Raw genomic sequence first — 22,334 nt, forward strand, 5'->3', positions numbered from 1 at the left:
CGTCGCCGTGCTGATCAGCGCATGCAGAAGCGTGAGCAACTCGCCGGCCTCTCGGACGACGACTGTCAGGTCCTGGTCCGCGGTTGTCCAGCACTCCGCGCAGACAGCCGAGGAAGGCGCCCAGGTGTTTCCTCACACCTGCCGGCCGAACGACGGCACGCGGCGGGCCTTTCGCCGAGGGCTTTCGATTGGTGCGTACTTCGGGTGAGCCGCAGGAGCACGCGGGGGACGGTTCCGCGGGACGAGACCTCCTGGCGTTCTTAGAACTCAGTGCCTCCCGGTCTCCGGGCTGCCCCTTCCGACGTGCTTGTCAATCAGTGCGGTTGCCTTCTCGCGTTGGCGGACGCTGATCTCGGCGGCATACTCCTCCCAGCCGAAGACGCACGAGGAGATGAGTCCATGGAATCCGACCGAGGCCAGTGCGGCGAACACCTCGTCGAAGTCGATTTCACCGCGGCCCATTTCGGTGGTGCACGCTTTCAGCCACGTGCGGAGTTCGGCGCCTGAGGTGGAGGTCAGTGACACCTTGATGACCGGCGATGCGTCTGCCTCACCGCCGAGGAGCCAGCATCGGCGAAGGCCGGATGAGCACCGGCCGGCACGAGCCCCGGCGCCCGGTCAGAACGCCGTGTGCGCGAACCAACGGTCAAGGAGCCCGGTGTCCCCCGATACCTCGAAGACCGGCTCCCGGTGGGACCGGCGACCGTAGAGCAGCAGCAGGAGGTCCGCGGCCGGCGCCCGGACGGCCGCGCAGTCCGCCGCCGCGGGGCCGCTTCCGCCGCCCGGCACCGGCCGGAAGCCGTCGGGTTCCAGCCGTACCCGCCACTCCTCGACGACCGCGCCCCTGGCGTCCGTGCACCCGAACGCGAGGACCTCGCCGTCGCCGCGCAGTTCGGTCACCCCAGGTGCGAAGAGCCCCGCGTACGGCAGGTTCATCAGGAACTCGTCGACGCCGTCCGCGGCCAGCTCCGGGTCGACATCGGCGTCGCGGCCGACAGCATGCTCCGCGTCCACCCGGTGCACCAGCGTCTCGAACAGCATCCTCCGGGCCCAGAACCGCGCGTGCGGGTCGGCGCCCCAGGTCCACATCGCCGCGCCGGGATCGGCGTCCCGCAGCACGGCCGCCACCGCGGGCACGCCCGCCGTAAGCCAGTCGGCGTAGTCCCGCACGTCCTCGGGGAGATCCAGCTCGACATCCCGGTCGCGGGGAACCTCCTGCACCCGCCGGGACAGCAGGACGCAGAACCAGCGCTGCAGCGCTCCCACGTGCCGGGTGAGATCGGCCAGGGTCCAGCCGGGGCAGGACGGCACAGCGCCGGCCTGGTCGGCGTCCCGGACCGCGTCGGCGAACCGATGGGTCTCGCGCCCGATCGCCTCACGGTAGGTGTCGTACGGCAGGGGGTGTCCTGCCTGATTCGTCGTCATCTGCAGCCGCCGTTCTGTGCTGTGCACTCGATTCAGCGATCAGTGTGGCGGCTGGAGCGCACTCGAAGGTGAATCGGCCCCGGGGGGCAGTGGGCGGCCCCAGATCGCGCTGAAGATCGACACCAAGGCGCACCCACCGAAGATCCAGCTCATCCGCGGCCGTGCCGAGCCCGACGTCGTCGACGACATCCCGGAGGAGTACCCGCAGAGGAACGGCAGCTACGAGATGGCCCCGGGCGAACGCGTCGAGTGGGCGGCGGAACTGCGCTCCCTCTCGTACGGCCTGGTCCGCCTCGTCGTCACTCCGACCTGGGGTGCAGCTCATCAACTTCGAGACCACCCTCCCCACCGCGGTCGAGCCGCACACTCCGTACTGCGATGCCGGTTCAAGCTGCGATCTCGAATTCGGGTTGGGGCACAGGGCCGAGCAGCATGCCTACGTCCAGGACGAATTCCGAGCCGGTAGCGAAAAATGCGTCCTGGGAGGTGATGAAGAGTAACCGGCGGGTGATGTCAGAGGGGTCGGCGAGCCGGGGATAGCGAAGGGATCGGGCGAGTGGAAGTCGGCGATGGGCGGCTGGCCTGCGACGGTGGGGTGGTTGATCAGCGGAGTGGAGACGACGCCGGGGTGGCTGGATGACCCGCATGTTGTCCCGCCCCAGCTCCAGCGCGGCCGTCCTGGTCGGCCCGCGCACGGGCCATTTGCCGGCGATGCAGGGGGCGTAGAAGGCCGTGCCGACGTGGGCCAGGTGCTTGTTTCCTCCTCGGGGCGGCTGTTCGCTGCGGATCGAGGCGCCCGAGTTCCGAATGGCCGGGGCTAGGCCGCCATGGCCGACGGTTGGGAAGGTGATGCCGTCGCCGACCTCGATCATGATGCGGTCTCTGCGAGGCGGCGCTTCCACCAGGGATCTGTGAGCGGTGAGAAGGGATCTGGCAGCGTCCGTGACAAGAAGCGGTCGTCCAGGGGAGCAACCGCTCCGAGAAGTTCACGGCGTGCCTTGCGAGTCATAGTCGAGGCCACGTCCTGGAGCAGGGTTCGCGCGTGCATATCCCGCCAGAGGGTGGTTCCCAGACCGTGGTTGGGGCCGTGGTCGGGCCATGGACGAAGCGCCAGGCCCCACGTATTGAAGGCGTGGGCGACGTGACCGGGAGGCAATCGGTACTGAACTTCGAACTGTGCGATCTGCCGGTTCGTCGCAGTAGACAGACCAGGGATGACCTGCCGACTTCTGGCGCTCCTGCGAGGGGGTTGCGCGGTTCTGATCTCGCCCGGTGACCGGCGAGGCATGGGCACTTCCTGATGCGTGGACGAGTGACCGTGCAACGGTAGATGGCGTTGGTTTGGACAGCAAGCGGTCAGCCGGCTGGTTGGTGTTCGGATGCGGGCGCGGGTGGTGGGGAAGACGGTAGGAGTCGGCCTCAGGCTCAATAATGTTGCCGCCGAAGCTCGCGGCTGCCGGTATCGGACTGCGTGGCGATGGCGGGCATCGTCTACGAACTGTTGTGGGCTGCTCGGGGGGGGGGACAGCCTGGTGACGTCTGCGGGACTGGACTTCGCGCACTCCCCTTCGGCCGTGACCCGCCCGCTCACCTCGTCGGCATCGGCCGCATGGCGCACGGTGTTGGTGAGGGCCTCCTGGACGATCCGGTATGCCGCCAGGTCCGCCGCGGCCGGCAGGACGTCGGTCACGCCCTCGCAATGAACGTGCACGCTGATCCCGGTCGCGCGCACGCTGTCGGCCAACTCCTGCAGACGCGCGAGCGAGGGCCGCTGCTCACACTGGTCCCCATCCGCGCCCGCCCCCGCGTCGGGATGAAAGGCCCGCAGCAGTAAACGGAGTTCGCCCAGTGCCGAGCGGGCACCCGTTTCGATCGCCCGCAGCGCCTCACGTGCCCGTTCGAGCCGCTGGACGAACACATCGTCGGCGGCGCCCGCCTGAATGACCATCACTGAGGGTGTGTGCGCCACGACATCAGTGCACCTCGCGCGCGATCCGGGCCCGCTCCTCCACCACAGCCCGGCGCGCCTCCGCCCGTATCCGTACCTGTTGCGCCCTGCGCCTCTGACCCGCGGTCCACGCCAGGATCACCGCCAGCAGACAGACCGACGGTCCCGCGGCGCCGGCCGCGCCGAGAGCCAACGGCGCCGGTAGACACATCGCCGCCAGCGCCCGCACCGACACCCGCCGCGGCCTGGTGGCCGACAGCACGCACAACGTGACCTGTGCGGCGAGCAGCGCCCCCGACAAGTACACCGCAGGCAGCAGAGCCCACACAGTGAGCCCCGTCAGCGCATTGACGGCCAATACGACCACGGGGGCTCGCGTCTGCCACCGCAGGGCACATACCTGGGCAAGGACCAGAACCACGGTCACCGGCAGCCGCCAGCCGTGCTCCGCACCGGCAACGAGCACCGAGGTGCCCAGCACGCCGAGCACCAGGCCGCCCGACCCCCACCACAACGCCCGGGCCGACCGGGACGACAGCCCTCCCCGGACTTCTCCGGGGAACCGGTGGTTCGGCTGCATGCCGCTTGGCTCCACGTCCCGAGCCTATCCAGCAGCGCCACTCCGGGCAGTTCGTCCTGCGTGTTCGCGTGATGGCCGGGGTCCAGGTCCGCCGGCCCGCCTGACGACGGTTGAGGCGTGCCGGCTTCTCACTGAATGTCTGGCCCTGTCTCGTTCGAGCTGGTGTTGCACGAGGGCCGGAGCTCCCGCCATTGCTTCCGCGTCAGGCGCGGACACTGAGCGGTGTGCACCTTCACGATGCACACCACTCAGCGGCTGTCAGGCGAAGACGGACAGCAGGAGCGCCATTCCGAGGCCGAGCACGCTCACCAGGGTCTGCACCACGGTCTGCGTCTTCGTGGCCTGGGTAAGATCCATGCCGAAGGATTCCTTGACCAGCCAGAAGCCGGCGTGGTTCACGTAGTTCAGCCCGAGGGAGCCTGCCCCGATGGCCACCACGAGCAGCGATGCCTCCAGGCCGCCTCCGCTGACCATGGGGGCGATGATGCCGGTGGCGGAGACGATGCCGACGGTGGCGGAACCGGTGGTCAGCGACAGCAGAAGCGCGATCAGCCAGCCCAGCACGATGACGTTCAGATGGGCCCCCTTGGCCGCGGAGGCGATCGCGTCGCCGATGCCGGAGTCCTGGAGGACCTGCTTGAACGCACCACCGCCACCGATGATGAGCAGGATGGCGGCGATGGATTTCAGGCTGTCCGTCAGGGATGCGCGGACCTCCTCGCCGGGGCGACCCGTGCCCAGAGTGGTCACGCCGAGAGCGAAGAGCAGCCCGGCGAGCATCGCCACGACGGGCTCGCCCAGGAAGGTCAGCGCGGAACTCACGGGGCTCGACTCGTCGAGCACCGTTTCGGCGAGGGTCCGCAGCAGCATCAGGGCGACAGGGACGAGCACCGCGGTGATGGCCAACGCGGTCGGTATCCCGGACCGGGACGTGACGTCCGTTTCCGCCGATGACGCATTCGGAGCGCCGACCGTCACGCTGACAGGCGACTTCGCTCGTACAGACTGCGACGCACCCGTGAACTGCGCGACAAGAGCCTCGTCCGGACGAACCTCGGCAAGCCGCGGCGCGATCCACCGGGCGTAGACGGGGCCGGCCAGGATCACGGTGGGCACGGCGCAGACGAAGCCGACGACCATGGTGAGGCCCAGGTCGGCGTGGAGACCGGTCATGGCGGTGAGCGGCCCCGGGTGCGGCGGCAGCATGCCGTGCAGGGTGGACAGCGCGGCGATGGCCGGTACGCCGAGCAGGACGTACGGGGAGCCCTTCGTGCCGCCCTGGGCCTCCAGCCGGCGGGCCACGCTGAAGATCAGCGGCAGCAGCACGATCAGGCCGACCTCGAAGAACATCGGGATGCCGATCACGAACGCCGCGGCCGTGACCAGCCAGGGCAGCCTGCGGGTGCTGGAGCGGTCGATCAGGGCGTGGGCGAGGGCGTCGGTGGCGCCCGAGTCGGACAGCAGGCGCCCGAGCATGGCGCCCAGGGCCAGGGTGATGCCCACGTCCCCGAGGGTGCCGCCGGCACCGTCCTCAAGGGACTCCACCAGTTTGGCGGCGGGCTCACCGGCGGCGAGGCCGGTGCCGACGGCGACGACGATGAGCGCGACGAACGGATGGATGCGCAAGCGGGAGTTGATGAGGTAGATCAGGGCCGTGATCGCGATGGTGAGGATGAGCAGCAACCACCAGGTGTGCGTGGTCATGCGGGTGCCTTTCGACGGACAGATGGACAGACGGACAGGTGAGGGGCATGGCGAAGTGAGCCGCGGCGCAGAAGGGTGGTTGTGCGGCTGGTGTCAGGAGGGGCGGGCGGTGGCCCGGTCAGTCCAGTCCGAGGTCCCTGACGAGACGGGCCACTGATGTGTCCTGTTCGGACAGGTACGCGGCGAATTCGTCGCCGGTGGTGAACGCGTCGGTCCAGCCGTGGCGGCGGAGTTCCGCTTTCCATTGCCGGGACCGGTGCATCGCTGTCAGCGCTTCGATCCACCGCTTCCGGTCGGCGCCTTTGATGCCGGGCGGCGCCACGACTCCTCGCCAGTTGCTGAAGACCAGGTCGATGCCGGACGCCCTGAGGGTCGGCACTCCGGGCAGTGCGTCGATCGGTCGTGGGCTGGTCACCGCCAGGACCCTGAGCTGACTGGCGTCGATCTGGTCGAGGAACTCGCCGAAGCCGGTGGTGGCGAAGTCGACCTTGCCGTCGAGGAGAGCGGGCAGCAGGTCGCCGCCACCGCCGCCGTAGGCGACGTAGCCGACCCGGTGCGGGCCGATACCGACGGCCTTGGCCAGCTCCATGGCCAGCAGGTGGTCCGGTCCGCCGGGTGAGGATCCGCCACCGACCTTCAAGCGCGCGGGGTTCCTTTTCCAGGCGGCGATCAGATCGGCGATCGACCGGTAGGGCGAGTCACGGCGCACGACCACCGCGCCGGCCTCCTCGACCAGCCGGGCCAGCGGAGTGGTGTCGATGACGGACGCCTTCGCGTGGGCCACGTGCGACGCACCGATCACTCCGAGACCCATCTGCAGGACGAGATGGCCGTTGCCCCGTTCGTTCACGATGCGCTGCAGGCCGACCGTGCCGCCTGCTCCCGGCAGGTTGAAGACCTGCACGCCGGAGTCCACGCCGGTCTCCTGCAGCACGCGGGCCACTGTCCGGGCCGTGGTGTCGTATCCGCCACCGGGGGTGTTCGGAACCATGATCCGCAGCCCGGTGTCGGCCGGTTCCCCATCGGGCAGCACCTGGCACCCGGTGACGAGGAACAGTGACAGCGCGAGGAGGGCGCCTCGAAGGGCGTGCGAGCGACCTCTCATGGCACCTCTCTTCCGCAGCCGTCGCGATGGACGTCATGATTGTGCGGCCCGTGGTGCGAGCCGCCCAGTTTGTGTCAGCAGTAGAGATTGAGTTCGTTGTGGTCACCAGTTTTCGGCGTCATACCCTCGCGGGCGAGATGCTGGCGCTGCAGCTCGCCATCGTCGTGGTCGTGCTGCTGGCGGTCGCGGCGCTCTCGCTCGCCCAGTCGGAGGCCACCTTCAGCCGGGTCGAGGGGCGCCGCGTGAGTGCGCTGGCCGAGCAGTTGGCCGCCAATCCACTGGTGCGCAACCAGCTCCCGCGTCCGGCGCCGGAGGAGACGCTGGCCCCGCTGACGCATTCCACGCTGGTGCAGTCGGGGGTCACTTCCGTGACGATCGCCGACTCCTCCGGTCGCATCGTCAGTTCGACCAATCCGACGGTCGTCGGTGACCGGCTGCGGCTCGGACCGGGGGTGGCTCGCGGACGAGGCTGGTCCGGCTCGCTCACCTGGGACGGCAGCCGCGAACTGGTGGCGCAGGTGCCGGTGCTCGGCGCGTCGAGCGGTGACCTGGGGCGGACCCTGGGCATCGTCATGATCGGGGAGGCGTCCCCGACGGTGTGGCAGCGGCTCAGTGGTGCGTCGTCCTATCTCCTCGCCTATCTGGGCATCGCCAGCGGGCTCGGTCTGGCCGGCTCGTGGCTGCTGGCCCGACGGGTCAAACGGCAGACGCTCGGTCTGGAGCCGCGAGAGATCACCGGGCTCGCCGAACACCGCGAGGCCATGCTGTACGGGATCGCCGAGGGCGTGGTCGCCCTGGATCCCCAGCAGCGCCTCACCCTGGTGAACGAGGTGGGCAGACAGCTGCTCGATCTGCCCGAGGAGTGCGTGGGCCGGACGCTGGACGAGCTCGGCATCGACGGCCGTCTGCACGACGTACTCACCGGCACCCGGCCGGAAGCGGAGCACGAACCCGACGAAGTGGTCATACGGCACGGTCGCGTGCTGGTGATGAACAGGATGACCGTCACGAAGAACGACCGCCTGCTCGGCTCGGTCACCACGCTGCGGGACCGCACCGAACTGGCTCGGCTGGAACGCGAGATCGGCTCCTTCCGCAGCACGTCCGAGCTGCTACGGGCCCAGACGCACGAGTTCGCCAACCAGCTGCACACCATATCCGGACTCATCCAGATCGGCGAGCAGGACGAGGTCGTACGCTACGTCCGTGCGCTCACCCGGCGCCGCCAGTCGCTGGACATGACCATCGGCCGCCGCATCCACGATCCCGCCGTTGCCGCCCTCCTCATGGCGAAGGACTCCCTCGCGGCCGAACGTAAGATCACCCTGAGGATCTCGGACGTCACCTCCCTCGGCCGGCTCGCCGCGGAGGACGCCGCCGACGTGGCGACCGTGGTCGGCAACCTGGTCGACAACGCCATCGACGCCGCAGCCGGAAGCGACCTCGACGACCGGGAACCCTGGATCGAGGTCGAACTCCGGCAGGACGCGTCCAGCGTGGAGATCGTGGTGTGCGACTCGGGCCCGGGTGTGGCTCCCGAACTCGCCCAGGAGGTCTTCCACCACGGTTTCACCACCAAGGCCGCCGCGGAGGGCGAGCGTGGCATCGGCCTTGCACTCACCCGGCTCGTCTGTGAACGACGGGGCGGGGAGGTCAGGGTGACCAACACCGCCGAGGGCGCCCGGTTCACCGCGCGCATGTCCGTGCGCCACTCAGCGGAAGCGATCGAGGATGGAGCAGCACATTGACGGGCACCGACGGCACGATCGACGTCCTCGTCGTCGACGACGACTTCATGGTGGCTCGGGTCCACCGCACCTTCGTCGAGAGGGTGCCTTCGTTCAGGGTCGTCGGCACCGCGGGCACCGGTGAGCAGGCCATCACCGCAGTCGACGAACTGCGCCCGGATCTCGTTCTCCTCGATCTCTATCTGCCCGATGTCTTCGGCCTGGACGTCATCCCGCGGCTGCGCACCGCGGGACACGACTGCGACATCATGGTCATCAGTGCCGCGCGCGAGGCCGACACCGTGCGCGGCGCGGTCCGTCACGGCGTCGTGGACTACCTGCTCAAACCCTTCGACTACGAGGACCTCAAGCCCCGCCTGGACCGCTACGCCGCACGGCGCGGCCGGCTTCTCACCACGGTGGTGCGCGGCCAGGCCGACATCGACCGGGCTCTGTCCGCAGGGTCTGTCCCCGCTGCTGTCGCCGGACTCCCGAAGGGCCTGAGCGTGGAGACCGCCGACCTCGTCGAACGCACGCTTCGCGAGGCGGACGGCACCCTGTCGGCCGCCGAATGCGCGGCCGCCACCGGTATCTCCCGTGTCAGCGCCCGCCGTTACCTGGAGCACTTCCACACCACCGGCACGGCGGACGTCTCCCTGCGTTACGGCGCCGCCGGCCGGCCCGAGCGGCGCTATGGCTGGCGAGACTGAGAGATGGGTGCTGCTGAGCGTACGTGCACGCGGGCAGTTTTCTCGTAGACGCCGTGCTTTGACCGCATCTCCTCAGGTGATCGAGATCAGGTCCGCGTCCTCCTGGAGCAGGGCGGCGACCTCGTCGTCGGACCGGGCCGGCCGCACTGCCGAGGAGGTGATCCGCCAGGCAGGCCCTGAGCACAGCGACGGACGTGCCGCCCGTCCCCGTAGAGCAGTCGAGAGCAGCTCACCGCTCATGGAGAGGGGATCGGGACGTGGCAGGGCAGAGGGTCAGACGTATCAGAGGTACGGCGGTCGCGGCGGCGGCGATGGCGGCGCTCACGGCGTCGCAGGCGCCGGAGGTGACCGAGGCGCGGGCCGCCGTGCCGGCTCGGGAGACCGCGGAGCACGGGCCGAGCGTGTCCGGTGACACTCCGTACCGCACGGATCTTCCGCCGCTCACGCGCAGGCACAAGGACACGGACACGGGTGCGGCATCGGCGGCGACGGCCGGCGCGGTGCCCGCCACCGTCTTCGCCGCCTACCGGCACGCCGAGGCCGAGATCGGCCGCACTGCTCCCGGCTGCGCGCTGCGCTGGCAGTTGCTGGCCGCGATCGGCCAGGTGGAGTCGGGGCAGGCGGGCGGTGGACGGGTGACCTCCGACGGTACGACGGTGACGCCGATCCTGGGTCCGCGGCTTGACGGCGGTGCCTTCGCCGTCGTACGGGACACGGACGGTGGTGCGTACGACGGGGACGCGGTGTACGACCGGGCGGTGGGGCCGATGCAGTTCATCCCGTCGACGTGGGCGCGATGGGGTGCGGACGGGAACGGCGACGAGCGGTCCGACCCCGACAACGTCTTCGACGCGGCGCTCGCTGCGGGGCGGTATCTGTGCGCGGCCGGGCGGGACCTGTCCCAGGCAGCCGGGCTGGACCGGGCGATCCTCGGCTACAACCACTCGGCGGCGTATCTGCGCACGGTGCGGGCCTGGTACGCGTACTTCCTGGAGGGGCATCGGGTGGTGGCGGACGGTTCGACGAGTGCGGCGGATCCGGCGGTACGAACCTCGACGCGCCCCGAGCCCTCGCGGGCGAAGCCGAAACCGGAACAGTCTCCTCGCCCGAGCACCCCTTCCCCCTCCCCGACGCCGTCCGTCTCCGCCTCGCCGACCCCCTCCAACTCCCGCCCGCCGAGCGGGAGTACGGCGGAACCGGTCGCCCCTCTACCCACCCCGAGCATCGACCTCCCCGTGGGTGGCGTACTCCCGAGCACCGGCCTGTGACCAGTAACGGCGCGGATTCGATGGCCTCCTCCCCCTCCACAACCGCGACTACCCGGCGGTAATGTCGCAACCCGCCGGACCGGGACACCGGCGAGTGAACGCGAAGGGGCCCTCATGGCGACGGAGATGCCTGCGGAGACGGATGCCGCCGACGAGCGTTGGCGGCGCATGTGGAGCCACCGCGAGCAGTTGCTCAAGGTGGCTCGGCGCAGGTCGATGAGCCAGGAGGACGCAGAGGACGCCGTGCACGACGCGATGCTGCGCGCGGCGGAGCGGCCGGATCTCGATGAGGAGCGGCTCGGTGCGTGGCTGACGACGGTGACGATGCGGCTGTGCGTCGACCGGTACCGGCAGGTCAACCGCGAGGCCGAGGTCCGCGTCAGCCCGAGGTCGATCGCGCCGGGTCCGGTGCCCGTGGAGGAGGCGGTGTGCGACCGTGCGGAGGCGAAGTGGCTTGCGGTGCGCAGCGCTGAGCTGCCCGCTCGGCAGGCGGAGGCGCTGTGGCTGAAGTCGGAGGACCTGGACGTCGGCCAGGTCGCCGTGAAGATGGGACTGAGTTACCGCACCGTTGAGTCTCTGCTCGCCCGGGCCCGCCGAACCCTGCGCAACTCCCTGGCCGCGACCCTCGGCTTCGTGCTGTTCCTGCTCGGCCGCGGGCGCCTCAAGGCCGGCGGGAAGGCACAGGCCGTGGCGGCCGCGTCGACGGCGGCGACGCTGGCGGTGGCGGGGTTCGTGCTGCCGTACGCGCTGGACGGGGGCGGCGCCACCACGACGGCTCCGCATCCGTCGGTGGCTCCCGGCGCGGGGGCCCTGCGACCCGGCATCGCAGTCAGCACCGGCACGAGCCGGACCCGGCAGTCACCTGCCCCTTCGGCCACGTCGACCACTCCCCCGGCGGCCGGGGCCCCCGGCGACGGAACGCAGGTGGGACCGCTGTCGGTCCCGCCTCTGCCGCAGGTTGCGGCGCCGACGGTCCCCAAGGTGCCGGGGGTACCCGACGTGCCCAAGGTGTCCGGACTGCCGACGGTGACGGATCTCCCCGATCTGCCCACCACGCCGGTCGAGTCCGCTGTCCCCACCCCCGCGCTACCGTCCGCCGCACTGCCGACCTCCGCCCTGAGCGCGCTCCCGTCGGCCCCGTAATCCGCACCCGGAACAGGGCGACGGACCGCCCGGCGCCGCCCCGCGAGTCACCCCCGCGATCCCGCCTGCATCAACACCACAAGTCGCCCCGAACCGCCCCCGCGGGACCGGTCGAACGGTCCCGCGGGCCGTGCCCGGACCGACCCGCAGTGCCCCCTGAGACCCCACTGGGACTCCGTCCCGCAGACCCACCGGAAAAAAATCTCCCTCCCGAGCGACGGACCGCCCGTCCCTCCCCGTAGAGCAGATGTCGGAGCAGCTCCACGGGCCGAGAGGTGGACCGGATGGGTGTCGAGATCTGTGTGGAAGGGCTGACCAAGTCCTTCGGTCACCAGGTCATCTGGCAGGACGTGTCGCTGACGCTGCCCGCCGGGGAGGTGTCCGTCATGCTCGGCCCCTCCGGCACGGGCAAGTCGGTGTTCCTCAAGACGCTCGTCGGGCTGCTCAAGCCGGACCGCGGCAGCGTGCGCATCGCGGGGCGGGACATCACGAAGCTTCGTGAGCACGAGTTGTACGAGGTGAGGAAGCTGTTCGGCGTCCTGTTCCAGGACGGCGCACTGTTCGGCTCGATGAATCTCTACGACAACATCGCGTTCCCGCTGCGTGAGCACACCCGCAAGTCCGAGAGCGAGATCCGCCGCATCGTGCTGGAGAAGATGGACATGGTCGGGTTGCTCGGGTCGGAGCCGAAACTCCCCGGGGAGATATCGGGCGGGATGCGGAAGCGAGCCGGGCTCGCACGCGCCCTCGTCCTCGACCCCGAGATCATCCTGTTCGACGAGCCCGACTCGGGCCTCGATCCCGTCCGAGTCGCCTATCTCAACCAGCTCATCGTCGACCTCAACGCGCAGATCGACGCGACCTTTCTGATCGTCACCCACGACATCGCCTCGGCCCGCCAGGTCCCCGACAACATCGGCCTGTTGTTCCGGCGCGAGCTGGTCATGTTCGGGCCGCGGGAAGAGCTGCTGACCAGTGACGAGCCGGTCGTGCGGCAGTTTTTGAACGGGCGGATGCAGGGCCCGATCGGCATGGCGGAGGAGAAGGACGCCGCCCAGGTCGAGCAGGAGCTGGCCGAACTGGGCGGCGCCACAAAGACTCCCGGCAGCCAGGCTCTCACTCCCCGCCTGCTGCCGGGCCCAGGCATCCTCCGACCGCCCCGCTGGGACGCGATCGCCGAGCGAGAAGCGGAGTTGCGGCGGCGGAAGGCGGTGGCGGACCTATGAGACTGTCACCGACCGGTGCGCTGCGGCAGTCGGGGAACCTGTTCGCGATGGCGCTGGACGTCGGCCGGACGATGCCCCGACGGCCGTTCCAGGCACGGGAGTTCATCCAACAGGCATGGTTCATCGCGAGCGTCACCATCCTGCCGACCGCCCTCGTCTCCATCCCCTTCGGCGCCGTCATCGCGCTACAGATCGGCAGTCTGACGCGACAGCTCGGCGCCCAGTCCTTCTCGGGCGCCGCCTCGGTCCTCGCCGTACTGCGCGAGGCCTCGCCGATCGTCACCGCGCTGCTGATCGCGGGCGCGGGCGGCACGGCGATCTGCGCGGACCTCGGGGCACGGAAGATCCGCGAGGAGATCGACGCGATGCAGGTCCTGGGCATCGACCCCGTCCACCGGCTGGTCGTGCCGCGGGTGCTCGCGTCCATGGTGGTCGCCGTACTCCTCAACGGTCTGGTGTCCGTGGTCGGCGTCGCCGGCGGCTACTTCTTCAACGTCGTTCTGCAGAACGGCACGCCGGGCGCCTACCTCGCCTCCTTCACCACCCTCGCCCAGCTCTCCGACCTGTGGGCGGCCGAGATAAAGGCACTCGTCTTCGGGGCGATCGCGGCGATCGTCGCCTCGTACAAGGGACTCACCGCGAAGGGCGGCCCGAAGGGTGTGGGCGACGCCGTGAACCAGTCCGTGGTGATCACCTTCATGTTGCTGTTCGTGACGAACTTCGTGATGACGGCGGTGTACTTCCAAGTCGTCCCGCAGAGGGGCTGAGGCATGGCACTGTTCGACACTCTCGAGGCCCTGGGGCGCCAACTCTCCTTCTACGGCCGCTCATTGGCCTGGACGGGCCGCACCCTGCGGCGCTACAAGAAGGAGATCCTGCGGCTGCTCGCCGAGGTGAGCTTCGGCCGCGGCGCCCTCGCGGTCGTGGGCGGCACGGTCGGCGTCATCGCGTTCCTGTCGTTCTTCACCGGAACGGAGGTGGGCCTGCAGGGATACGCCGCGCTGAACCAGCTGGGCACCTCCAACTTCGTGGCGTTCCTGTCGGCGTACTTCAACACTCGGGAGATCGCACCCCTGGTGGCCGGACTCGCGCTCTCCGCGACCGTCGGCGCGGGCTTCACCGCCCAGCTCGGCGCGATGCGGATCAGCGAGGAGACCGATGCCCTGGAGGTCATGGGCGTGCCCTCGCTGCCGTTCCTGGTGACCACGCGCATGATCGCCGGCTTCGTCGCCGTGATCCCGCTGTACGTGATCGGCCTGCTGTCCTCGTACCTCGCCGCCCGCACCATCACCACCGGCTACTACGGCCAGTCGGCGGGCACCTACGACCACTACTTCTCCCAGTACCTGCCGCCGGTCGACGTCCTGTGGTCCTTCGGCAAGGTCCTCGTCTTCGCCGTCCTGATCATCCTCGTGCACTGCTTCTACGGCTACTACGCCAGCGGCGGCCCGGCGGGCGTCGGCGTCGCGGTGGGCCGCGCGGTGCGGACCTCGATCGTGGCGATCAACGTCCTCGACTTCTTCCTGTCGCTCGCGATCTGGGGCGCCAACACGACCGTGCGGATTGCGGGGTGAGCCGTATGAGGGTACTGAGACTGCGGTTGTACGGCGTGGTGTTCCTCGCCGTCCTCGCACTGTTGCTGTCGCTGTCCGTCGCCGTGTACCGGCAGGCGTTCACCCCGGTCGTGCGGATCAAGCTGGAGGCCGACGGCCTCGGCAACCAGCTCGACCCGCGCGCCGACGTCAAGCTGCGCGGCCTGCTGGTCGGCGAGGTGCGCTCGGTGCACTCCGACGGGACGAAGGCGACGCTCGACATCGCGCTCAAGCCCCAGTACGTCGCCGACATCCCCTCCGACGTGCGGGCACGCCTGCTGCCGAAGACGCTGTTCGGTGAGAAGTACGTCGACCTGGTCGCGCCCGCGCACACCTCGGCCCCGCCCATCCGCGCCGGCGACGTCATCACCCAGGACCGGACCCGGGTCGGCATCGAGGTGCAGCAGCTGATGAACGACCTGCTGCCGCTGCTGCGGACCGTGCAGCCCGGCAAGCTCAACGCCACGCTCTCCGCCTTCGCCACCGCCCTTGAGGGCCGCGGCGACCGGATCGGCGACAACCTCACCCGCGTGGAGGCCTATCTGCACCGCCTCAATCCCCATCTGCCCTCCCTCACCGAGGACTTCGCCCGCCTGGCCGACGTCGCGGAGGTGTACGGCGACGCGGCCCCCGACCTCATGGAGATCCTGCGCAACACTGTCACCACCAGCCGCACGCTGGTCGAGGAGCGGGACCGGCTCGCGAGCGCGCTCACCACGACGGTGACGGTCGCGGACACCGGGGACGACTTCCTCAACGCGAACGGCGACCGGCTGATCACCCTCGGCCGGGTCTCCCGCCCCACCCTGGAGCTCTTCGCCCGCTACTCCCCCGAGTACCCCTGCCTCCTGGCCGGCCTGGCCCACGAGGAACAGGCCTCCGATCAGGCTTTTCGGGGCGGCAGGATGCACATCACGCTCGAAGTCGTACGGCAGCGGGGGGCGTACCGGCCCGGGGAGGAGCCGCGATACGGCGAGCACTCGGGGCCCAACTGCCGTGATCTGCCCAGCCCTTCCGTCCCCGCACCCGGCGTACATCTCAACGACGGGTCGAAGCAGGGGAGTTCCTCAGGACCGCCCGGCGTCTCCGCCACCCGGGCCGAGCAGCGGGCCGTCGGCTCGCTGGTGTCGCCGGTGATGGGCGTGCCGGCCGACGAGGTGCCGCCGGTCGCGACGCTGCTCTTCGGGCCGATGGCGCGCGGGACGGCGGTGAGCGTGGCATGAGGACCACCCCGGCCCGGCAGACCGCGGCTCCCCTCGTCAAGTTCAGCGTCTTTGCGCTGGTCACGATCGCGGCGACGGCCCTGCTGGCCGCCACCATCGTCAACGTCTCCTTCACTCCCGAGCGCACGTACCGTGCCGTCTTCAGCGATGTCACCGGCCTGGAGAAGGGTGACGACGTCCGGGTCGCCGGGGTGCGGGTCGGCGAGGTCGAGGGCATCCGGATCAAGGACCGGACGCTGGCGGAGATCACCTTCACCGTCGGCGCGGACCGGCCGCTGCTCACCAGCACGCATGCGGTCATCCGCTACCGCAACCTGGTCGGACAGCGCTACGTCGCCCTGACCGAGGGCGCGGGCGACGGCACCCGGCTGAGGCCCGGCGCCACCATCCCGTTGAAGCAGACGCAGCCCGCGCTGGACCTCAACGCCCTGCTGAACGGCTTCAAACCGCTGTTCGCCGCACTCAGCCCGCAGGACGTCAACCAGCTCGCCACCGAGATCATCAAGACGCTGCAGGGCGAGGGCGGCACCGTCAACAGCCTTCTGGTGCACACGGCTTCGCTCACCACGACACTCGCCGACCGCGACAAGCTGATCGGCTCGGTGATCGACAACCTCAACACCGTGCTGGGGACTCTGGACAAGCGCGGCACCCGCTTCTCCGGGCTGCTCAAGCAGCTCCGGCGGGTGATCTCCGGACTGTCCGCCGACCGCAAGCCGATCGGCGAGTCGCTGGTGAACATCGGCGATCTGACGGACGCCACCTCGGGGCTGCTGACGGACGCGCGGCCGCCGCTGAAGGACGACATCGCCCGACTGAGCGATCTCACCGGGACGCTCAACGACAACGAGAAGACCGTGGAGGGCGTGCTGAAGCGGCTGCCGAACAAGCTCAACGCACTGACGGGGACCGCGTCGTACGGCTCCTGGTTCAACTTCTACCTCTGCGACTTCGACGGCCGGATCGTGCTGCCGAAGACGAAGCAGGTGCTGAGCCCTGGCATGCACGTGGCGAAGGCGAGGTGCGGATCGTGACGCGCAAGCAGCGCCCGGAGCCCCTGATGAAAGTGCGCATCGACCCGCCGAAGCTGCCGACCCTGCGGCTGCCTCGTCGGGCACCTCGCCCCAGCAGGCCGGAACCCCTGATGAAGGTCCGCATCGACCCGCCGAAGCTGCCGACCCTGCGGCTGCCTCGTCGGGCACCTCGCCCCAGCAGGCCGGAACCCCTGATGAAGGTCCGCATCGACCCGCCGAAGCTGCCCAGACCACGGCTCCCCCGGCGAGCGCCACGCCCCGGCAAGCCGCAGCCGAAGCCTCAGCCGATGATGAAGGTCCGCATCGACCCGCCGAAGCTGCCCAGACCACGGCTCCCCCGGCGAGCGCCACGCCCCGGCAAGCCGCAGCCGAAGCCTCAGCCGATGATGAAGGTCCGCATCGACCCGCCCAGGCTCCCGCGCATACGGCTCCGACGCCCCCGCCTGTTCCCCTTCCGCGTGGGGGCACCGCCCACGCTTTTCAAGCGGTGGGCGAGCAACCCGGTCGTCATCGGTGCCGTGGGCCTCACCGTCCTCGCGCTGCTGACGGTGGCCGCGTTCAACGCCGACAGCCTCCCCTACATCGGTAGCGGAAAGACGTACAGCGCGGCCTTCTCGGAGGCCGGCGGTCTCAAGCCCGGCGACGAGGTGCGGATCGCCGGGGTGAAGGTCGGCAAGGTCGAGGACGTCGACCTGGACGGCGACCACGTCAAGGTGACCTTCAAGGTCAAGGGCGACCCGGCTTTCGGCACGCAGACCGGTGCCTCGATCCGGGTCAAGACGATCCTCGGCGCGAAGTACCTGGCCCTGCAGCCGAAGGGGCCGGGTCAGTTGAGCCCCGGCAGCGAGATCCCGCTGCGGCGCACGGTGGCGGCCTACGACGTCGTGCAGGCGTTCAGCGATCTCACTACCACCTCGGAGAAGGTCGACACCCAGCAGCTGGCGAAGGCCCTGGACACCATCTCCACCACCTTCCAGGACTCGCCCGCCGAGGTACGCGCCTCCATCAAGGGACTGTCGCGGATCTCCCGCACGGTGGCCTCGCGCGACAAGGCCCTCGGTGAACTGCTCGACCACGCCAACGGCACCACCGGTGTACTCGCCGACCGCTCCAAGGACTTCACCGCCCTCGTCAAGGACGGCGACAGCCTGTTCAAGGAGATCAGCAAGCGCCGTACGGCGATCCACAAGCTGCTGAAGACCTCGGCCACGCTCGGCATCGAGCTCTCCGGCCTGGTCGACGACAACGACAAGGAGATCGGGCCCGCCCTCAGAGGCCTGAACCGTGTGGTGCAGATGCTCGAACGCAACCAGTCCAGCCTGGACCGCAGCGTGAAGCTGCTCGCGCCGTACGTCCGGGTCTTCACCAACACCCTCGGAAACGGCCGCTGGTTCGACTCCTACGTCCAGAACCTCGTCGCCGCTCCGGTGGTCCCGAAGACGGGAGGCGGACAGTGAGGAGAAACCTGGTTCTGGTCACCGTAGTGGCGCTGATCGCCGCACTCACCTACGCACTGTGGCCGCGCCCCGGGAAGGTCCACGTCACCGCGTACTTCCCGCGCACCGTCGGCATCTACCCCGGCTCGGACGTCCGTGTCCTCGGCGTCCGCATCGGCGAGGTCCGGAAGATCACTCCCGAGGGCGACCGGGTGCGCGTCGAGTTCGAGTACGACGAAGGACGCAAGGTCCCCGCCGGAGCGAAGGCCGCGATCATCAACTCCTCGGTGGTCAGCGACCGTTACGTGCAACTGCTGCCGGTGTACCGCAAGGGTCCGGTCCTGCGGAACGGCGCCGTCATCCCCGAGAGGCGCACCGCCGTACCCGTGGAACTGGACCGCGTCTTCGACAGCCTGCACACCACGGCGGACGCCCTCGGTCCCCAGGGCGCCAACAAGGACGGCTCCCTGTCGCGGCTGCTCGGGGTCAGCGCCGACAACCTCGACGGACAGGGCGAGAACCTCAACCAGACGGTCCAGGACCTCTCGCAGGCGGTCACCACCCTGTCCGACGGCCGCACGGACCTGTTCGGCACGGTACGGAACCTGCAGGTGTTCACGGCGGCGCTGGCGGCCGACGACAAGAGCGTGCGGTCGTTCAACAGCAGCCTCGCCAAGGTCGCCGAGCAGCTCTCGGGCGAGCGCAAGGACCTCGCGGCGGCACTCGCGAACCTCGCCGCGGCGCTGGGTGACGTGTCCGACTTCGTGAAGAAGAACAAGAAGTCGCTGACCTCGGACGTAGACGGCCTCAGCAAGGTGACGAAGGTGCTCGTCACCCAACGGGCCGCGCTGAACCAGCTGTTGACGGTCGCGCCCGTCGGTCTGTCCAACCTGAACAACACCTACAACCCGTCCTCCGGCACCCTCGACACCCGCAACAACGCCCAGCAGGCCCAGGATCCGGCCTCGCTGCTGTGCTCCCTGCTCAGGACGACGGGCGACGAAGGCGGCAAGAACCCCGACTGCAAGGAGCTGACGAAACTCTTCGACTCCCTGCCCGAACTTCCCACGCAGGGCACCGCGGTGACGGGCACGACGGACAGGACGCTCGGCGGGATCCTGGGGGCGAGCGCATGAGCATACGACGCACGGTGGGAACCTTCGCCTGGGCGGCGGTCGGCTCGCTGCTGCTGTCCGGCTGCGAGTTCAACGGCTGGTACGACGTCCCGCTGCCCGGCGGCGCCGCCGACGACGGGCACGCGTACCACGTCACCGTCGAGTTCCGCGACGTCTTGGACCTGGTACCGCAGTCGGCGGTGAAGGTCGACGACGTGACCGTGGGCGCGGTCGAGAAAGTGCAGCTGGACGGCTGGCACGCGCGGGTACGGCTACGGGTCGCCGACTCGGTGAAGCTGCCCGCCAACGCGGTCGCGGAACTGCGGCAGACCAGCCTGCTCGGCGAGAAGTACGTGGCGCTCGCCGCCCCGACCGGCACGGCCCCCGTGGGCCGGCTGCGCGACGGCGACCGCATCCCCCTCTCCCGCAGCGGCCGCAACCCTGAGGTCGAGGAGGTGCTGTCCGCGTTGTCCGCGCTGCTCAACGGCGGTGGGGTGGCCCAGCTCAAGACGATCACCGTGGAGTTGAACAAGGCCCTGGACGGCCGGGAGAACCGGGTCCGGTCGCTGCTGAAGGAGCTGAACACGTTCGTCGGCGGGCTGGACGAGCAGAAGGCGGACATCGTGCGCGCGATCAAGGCCGTCGACCGGCTCGCGGGGCGGCTCGGCAAGGAGAAGCAGACCATTGCCAAGGCCGTCGACACGATGCCGCCCGCGCTGAAGGTCCTGGCCGACGAGCGGCGCAACCTGACGAAGATGCTCACCGCCCTGTCGAAGCTCGGCAAGACCGGCACCAAGGTGGTCGAGGCATCGCACGACGACACGGTCGCGAACCTCAGGAACCTCCGGCCGATCCTGCAGGAGTTGAACAAGGCGGGCAGCGACCTGCCCGACTCCCTGGAGCTGCTCACCACGTATCCGTTCCCGCGCAACGCCACGGAGGCGGTCAAGGGCGACTACGTCAACCTCCACCTCACCGCGGACCTCGACCTCGCGGACCTGTACGGGAACGTGGCGGGCGGCAACTCCGGCGGAAACAAGGGTGGTTCGCAGCCGCCGAGCACCCCGCCCGTGCCGGATCTCCCGGACGTCCCGGACGTCCCTCACCTGCCGAGCGTCCCCACACCGACCGCGCTGCCGAGCACGCCGGGCCTGCCGACCCCCTCGGCCTCCTCGGGCGGCGGCGACGTGCTGTGCCCGCCCGTGTGCACAAGCGCCTACTCCACCGGCGCCCGCGCACCCGAGGGCATCGACCTCGCGCTCGCCGAACTGATGCTGAAGGGGGTCCAGCCGTGATCACCCGTACCGTCAAAGCACAGTTGCTCGCCTTCGCCACCGTCACCGCTGTCGGGGTGTCGTACGTCGGCGCCGAATACACCGGCCTGATGGACAGCCTCCTGGACCGCGGCTACACCGTGCGGGCCGACTTCGCCGACTCCGGGGGCATCTTCCCGGGCGCCGAGGTCACCTACCGCGGGGTGCCGGTGGGCCGTGTGGGCTCGCTGGGACTGACCGGCGACGACGGTGTGTCGGTCGCCCTCGACATCAAGGACGGGGCGCCGCGCATCCCGGCGGACACCCTCGCCGTGGTGGCCAACCGCTCGGCGGTGGGTGAGCAGTACGTCGACCTGCAGCCGCGCACGGCTCACGGCCCGTACCTCCTCGACGGCAGCGCGATCCCGCGGGGCAGCACACGGGTGCCGCTGCCCACCACCGACCTCGTCCTCAGCCTGGACCGGCTGGTGAACTCCGTCGGCAAGAACGATCTCCGGGTGACCGTCGACGAGTTGGGCAAGGCCTTCAACGGCACCGGCCCCGACCTGAGCCGACTGGTGGACTCCGGCAACGCGCTCGTCGAGTCGGCGTCCGACTCGCTGCCCCAGACGATCTCGCTGATCGAGGACTCCCGGAAGGTCCTCAAGACCCAGGCCGACCAAGGCTCGTCGATCAAGTCGTTCGCGCACGACCTGGCCCTGCTCACGCAGCAGTTGAAGTCGAGCGACGGGGACCTGCGCAAGCTGATCGGCAATGCCGCGCCGGCCGCGCAGGAGGTCAACTCCCTGCTGAAGTCGACCGGTCCGCAGCTTTCGGTCCTGCTGGCCAACCTGATCAGCGGCGGCCAGGTCACACTGGCCCACCTGCCCGGCGTCGAGCAGGCGCTCGTCACCTTCCCGGCGCTCGTCTCGGGCAGCTACACGGTCGTCCCGGGCGACGGCACCTTCCACTTCGGCCTTGTGGTGAACGCCGACGACCCGGCGCCGTGCACCCAGGGATACGGCACGACCCGGCGGGACCCGTCGGACACCGGCACGCGCGCGGCGAACACCGACGCGCGCTGCGCAGCTCCGCGCGGCAGCAAGACCTCGGTACGGGGCGCGCAGAACGCCCCCGGCGCACGCTCGGCTTCGGGCGGCGCGAACCAGGCGGCGTACGTCACGCCGTACGACCCGGAGACCGGCACCGCGACCGGCCCGGACGGAAGGCCCGTCGAGATCGGCTCGACGGGCGGCCAGCAGACGGTGTTCGGAAAGGAGTCGTGGCAATGGCTGCTCGTCGGTCCTATGGCCTGACCGTGAGGGAACTCGGCGGAAACGGGAAGGCACTCACGGTCGGACTCGTCGTGGCGACCCTCCTGACCACGGCAGTTGCTCTCTGGCTGAGCCTGCGCCTGTACGACCAGCACGAGAAGGACGTGCGGCGCCAAGGCATCCTGTCTGCCGCCCGTCAGTCCGCGCTGAACTTCACCTCGCTCGACTACCGGCACTACGACCGGGACAGCGCCAACGTCCTCGATGGCGCCACCGGTGACTTCAAGAAGCAGTTCAGCGCGCAGACCCAGGACCTGACCAAGCTCGTCGCCGAGAACCGGTCGGTCTCCGAGGGGCAGGTCCTCGACGCCGGCATCGTCCGCTCCGACGCGCACTCGGCCCGCGTCCTGGTGGTCGCCGACAGCAAGGTCACCAACACTGCCGTGCCCAAGGGAGAGGCACGCACCTATCGGCTGCAGCTCGACCTGGTCTACCGGAACGGGCGCTGGCTCACCTCCGACGTCGAGTTCGTGGGCTGACCCGCACCACCGGTCACGCACCACCAGTGAGG

General features: G+C 69.7%; 20 protein-coding genes and 1 pseudogene. 14 read left to right on the forward strand and 7 right to left on the reverse strand.

What is annotated here, in order from left to right:
- Positions 1–267: 267 nt before the first annotated feature.
- The 6 genes and pseudogenes from M8J74_RS27865 to M8J74_RS27890 form a co-directional block, all read right to left on the reverse strand.
- Positions 268–525 (reverse strand): IolE/MocC family protein, encoded by a 258-nt coding sequence (locus M8J74_RS27865; protein ID WP_249839079.1) that lies wholly within the window; start codon positions 523–525, stop codon positions 268–270.
- A 93-nt stretch (positions 526–618) separates the two neighbouring features.
- On the reverse strand, positions 619–1,425 hold the full coding sequence (locus M8J74_RS27870) for a maleylpyruvate isomerase family mycothiol-dependent enzyme (RefSeq protein WP_249839080.1): 807 nt from the start codon (positions 1,423–1,425) through the stop codon (positions 619–621).
- Positions 1,426–1,811: 386 nt separating this feature from the next.
- Positions 1,812–2,297 (reverse strand): hypothetical protein, encoded by a 486-nt coding sequence (locus M8J74_RS45055; protein ID WP_372500289.1) that lies wholly within the window; start codon positions 2,295–2,297, stop codon positions 1,812–1,814.
- 665 nt (positions 2,298–2,962) lie between these two features.
- A pseudogene (locus M8J74_RS27880) lies at positions 2,963–3,953 on the reverse strand (sensor histidine kinase); the annotation flags it as partial.
- Positions 3,954–4,211: 258 nt separating this feature from the next.
- The gene (locus tag M8J74_RS27885) at positions 4,212–5,657 is read right to left on the reverse strand and encodes a GntP family permease (RefSeq protein WP_249839081.1); all 1,446 of its coding nucleotides are present in this window, start codon (positions 5,655–5,657) and stop codon (positions 4,212–4,214) included.
- Positions 5,658–5,775: 118 nt separating this feature from the next.
- Positions 5,776–6,762, reverse strand: a complete 987-nt coding sequence (locus M8J74_RS27890; protein WP_249839082.1) for a Bug family tripartite tricarboxylate transporter substrate binding protein — start codon at positions 6,760–6,762, stop codon at positions 5,776–5,778.
- A 98-nt stretch (positions 6,763–6,860) separates the two neighbouring features.
- On the opposite strand from M8J74_RS27890, the gene M8J74_RS27895 reads away from it, so the two are divergent.
- Complete coding sequence (locus tag M8J74_RS27895; RefSeq protein WP_249839083.1) at positions 6,861–8,510, forward strand: sensor histidine kinase; 1,650 nt, start codon at positions 6,861–6,863, stop codon at positions 8,508–8,510.
- On the forward strand, positions 8,507–9,199 hold the full coding sequence (locus tag M8J74_RS27900) for a response regulator (protein WP_249839084.1): 693 nt from the start codon (positions 8,507–8,509) through the stop codon (positions 9,197–9,199). The genes M8J74_RS27895 and M8J74_RS27900 overlap by 4 nt, the downstream gene beginning before the upstream one ends.
- 72 nt (positions 9,200–9,271) lie before the next feature.
- Here the strand turns inward: M8J74_RS27900 and M8J74_RS27905 are convergent, their stop codons facing one another.
- Positions 9,272–9,439, reverse strand: a complete 168-nt coding sequence (locus tag M8J74_RS27905; protein ID WP_249839085.1) for a hypothetical protein — start codon at positions 9,437–9,439, stop codon at positions 9,272–9,274.
- Between the two features lie 17 nt (positions 9,440–9,456).
- Between M8J74_RS27905 and M8J74_RS27910 the strand changes: the two genes are divergently transcribed.
- From M8J74_RS27910 to M8J74_RS27965, 12 genes are all read left to right on the forward strand, one after another.
- A complete protein-coding gene (locus M8J74_RS27910) occupies positions 9,457–10,467 on the forward strand; it encodes a lytic transglycosylase domain-containing protein (RefSeq protein WP_249839086.1) in 1,011 nt (336 codons plus the stop codon).
- 114 nt (positions 10,468–10,581) lie between these two features.
- Positions 10,582–11,610, forward strand: coding sequence for an RNA polymerase sigma factor (locus M8J74_RS27915; protein ID WP_249839087.1), 1,029 nt, complete (start codon positions 10,582–10,584; stop codon positions 11,608–11,610).
- A gap of 284 nt (positions 11,611–11,894) precedes the next feature.
- Complete coding sequence (locus M8J74_RS27920; protein WP_249839088.1) at positions 11,895–12,836, forward strand: ABC transporter ATP-binding protein; 942 nt, start codon at positions 11,895–11,897, stop codon at positions 12,834–12,836.
- Positions 12,833–13,603 (forward strand): MlaE family ABC transporter permease, encoded by a 771-nt coding sequence (locus M8J74_RS27925; protein WP_249839089.1) that lies wholly within the window; start codon positions 12,833–12,835, stop codon positions 13,601–13,603. The genes M8J74_RS27920 and M8J74_RS27925 overlap by 4 nt, the downstream gene beginning before the upstream one ends.
- A 3-nt stretch (positions 13,604–13,606) precedes the next feature.
- Complete coding sequence (locus M8J74_RS27930) at positions 13,607–14,410, forward strand: MlaE family ABC transporter permease (RefSeq protein WP_249839090.1); 804 nt, start codon at positions 13,607–13,609, stop codon at positions 14,408–14,410.
- Between the two features lie 5 nt (positions 14,411–14,415).
- A complete protein-coding gene (locus tag M8J74_RS27935) occupies positions 14,416–15,651 on the forward strand; it encodes an MCE family protein (protein ID WP_249839091.1) in 1,236 nt (411 codons plus the stop codon).
- On the forward strand, positions 15,648–16,685 hold the full coding sequence (locus M8J74_RS27940) for an MCE family protein (protein ID WP_249839092.1): 1,038 nt from the start codon (positions 15,648–15,650) through the stop codon (positions 16,683–16,685). The genes M8J74_RS27935 and M8J74_RS27940 overlap by 4 nt, the downstream gene beginning before the upstream one ends.
- A 383-nt stretch (positions 16,686–17,068) precedes the next feature.
- On the forward strand, positions 17,069–18,142 hold the full coding sequence (locus M8J74_RS27945; protein ID WP_249839119.1) for an MCE family protein: 1,074 nt from the start codon (positions 17,069–17,071) through the stop codon (positions 18,140–18,142).
- A gap of 8 nt (positions 18,143–18,150) precedes the next feature.
- On the forward strand, positions 18,151–19,257 hold the full coding sequence (locus M8J74_RS27950) for an MCE family protein (RefSeq protein WP_249839120.1): 1,107 nt from the start codon (positions 18,151–18,153) through the stop codon (positions 19,255–19,257).
- Positions 19,254–20,531 (forward strand): MCE family protein, encoded by a 1,278-nt coding sequence (locus M8J74_RS27955; protein ID WP_249839093.1) that lies wholly within the window; start codon positions 19,254–19,256, stop codon positions 20,529–20,531. The genes M8J74_RS27950 and M8J74_RS27955 overlap by 4 nt, the downstream gene beginning before the upstream one ends.
- Positions 20,528–21,805, forward strand: a complete 1,278-nt coding sequence (locus M8J74_RS27960) for an MCE family protein (RefSeq protein ID WP_249839094.1) — start codon at positions 20,528–20,530, stop codon at positions 21,803–21,805. Before M8J74_RS27955 ends, M8J74_RS27960 begins: the two co-directional genes overlap by 4 nt.
- Positions 21,778–22,302, forward strand: a complete 525-nt coding sequence (locus M8J74_RS27965; protein WP_249839095.1) for an Rv1363c family protein — start codon at positions 21,778–21,780, stop codon at positions 22,300–22,302. Before M8J74_RS27960 ends, M8J74_RS27965 begins: the two co-directional genes overlap by 28 nt.
- Positions 22,303–22,334 lie beyond the last annotated feature (32 nt).

The sequence above is a fragment of the Streptomyces panaciradicis genome (assembly GCF_023516615.1).
GTDB classification, from domain to species: domain Bacteria; phylum Actinomycetota; class Actinomycetes; order Streptomycetales; family Streptomycetaceae; genus Streptomyces; species Streptomyces panaciradicis.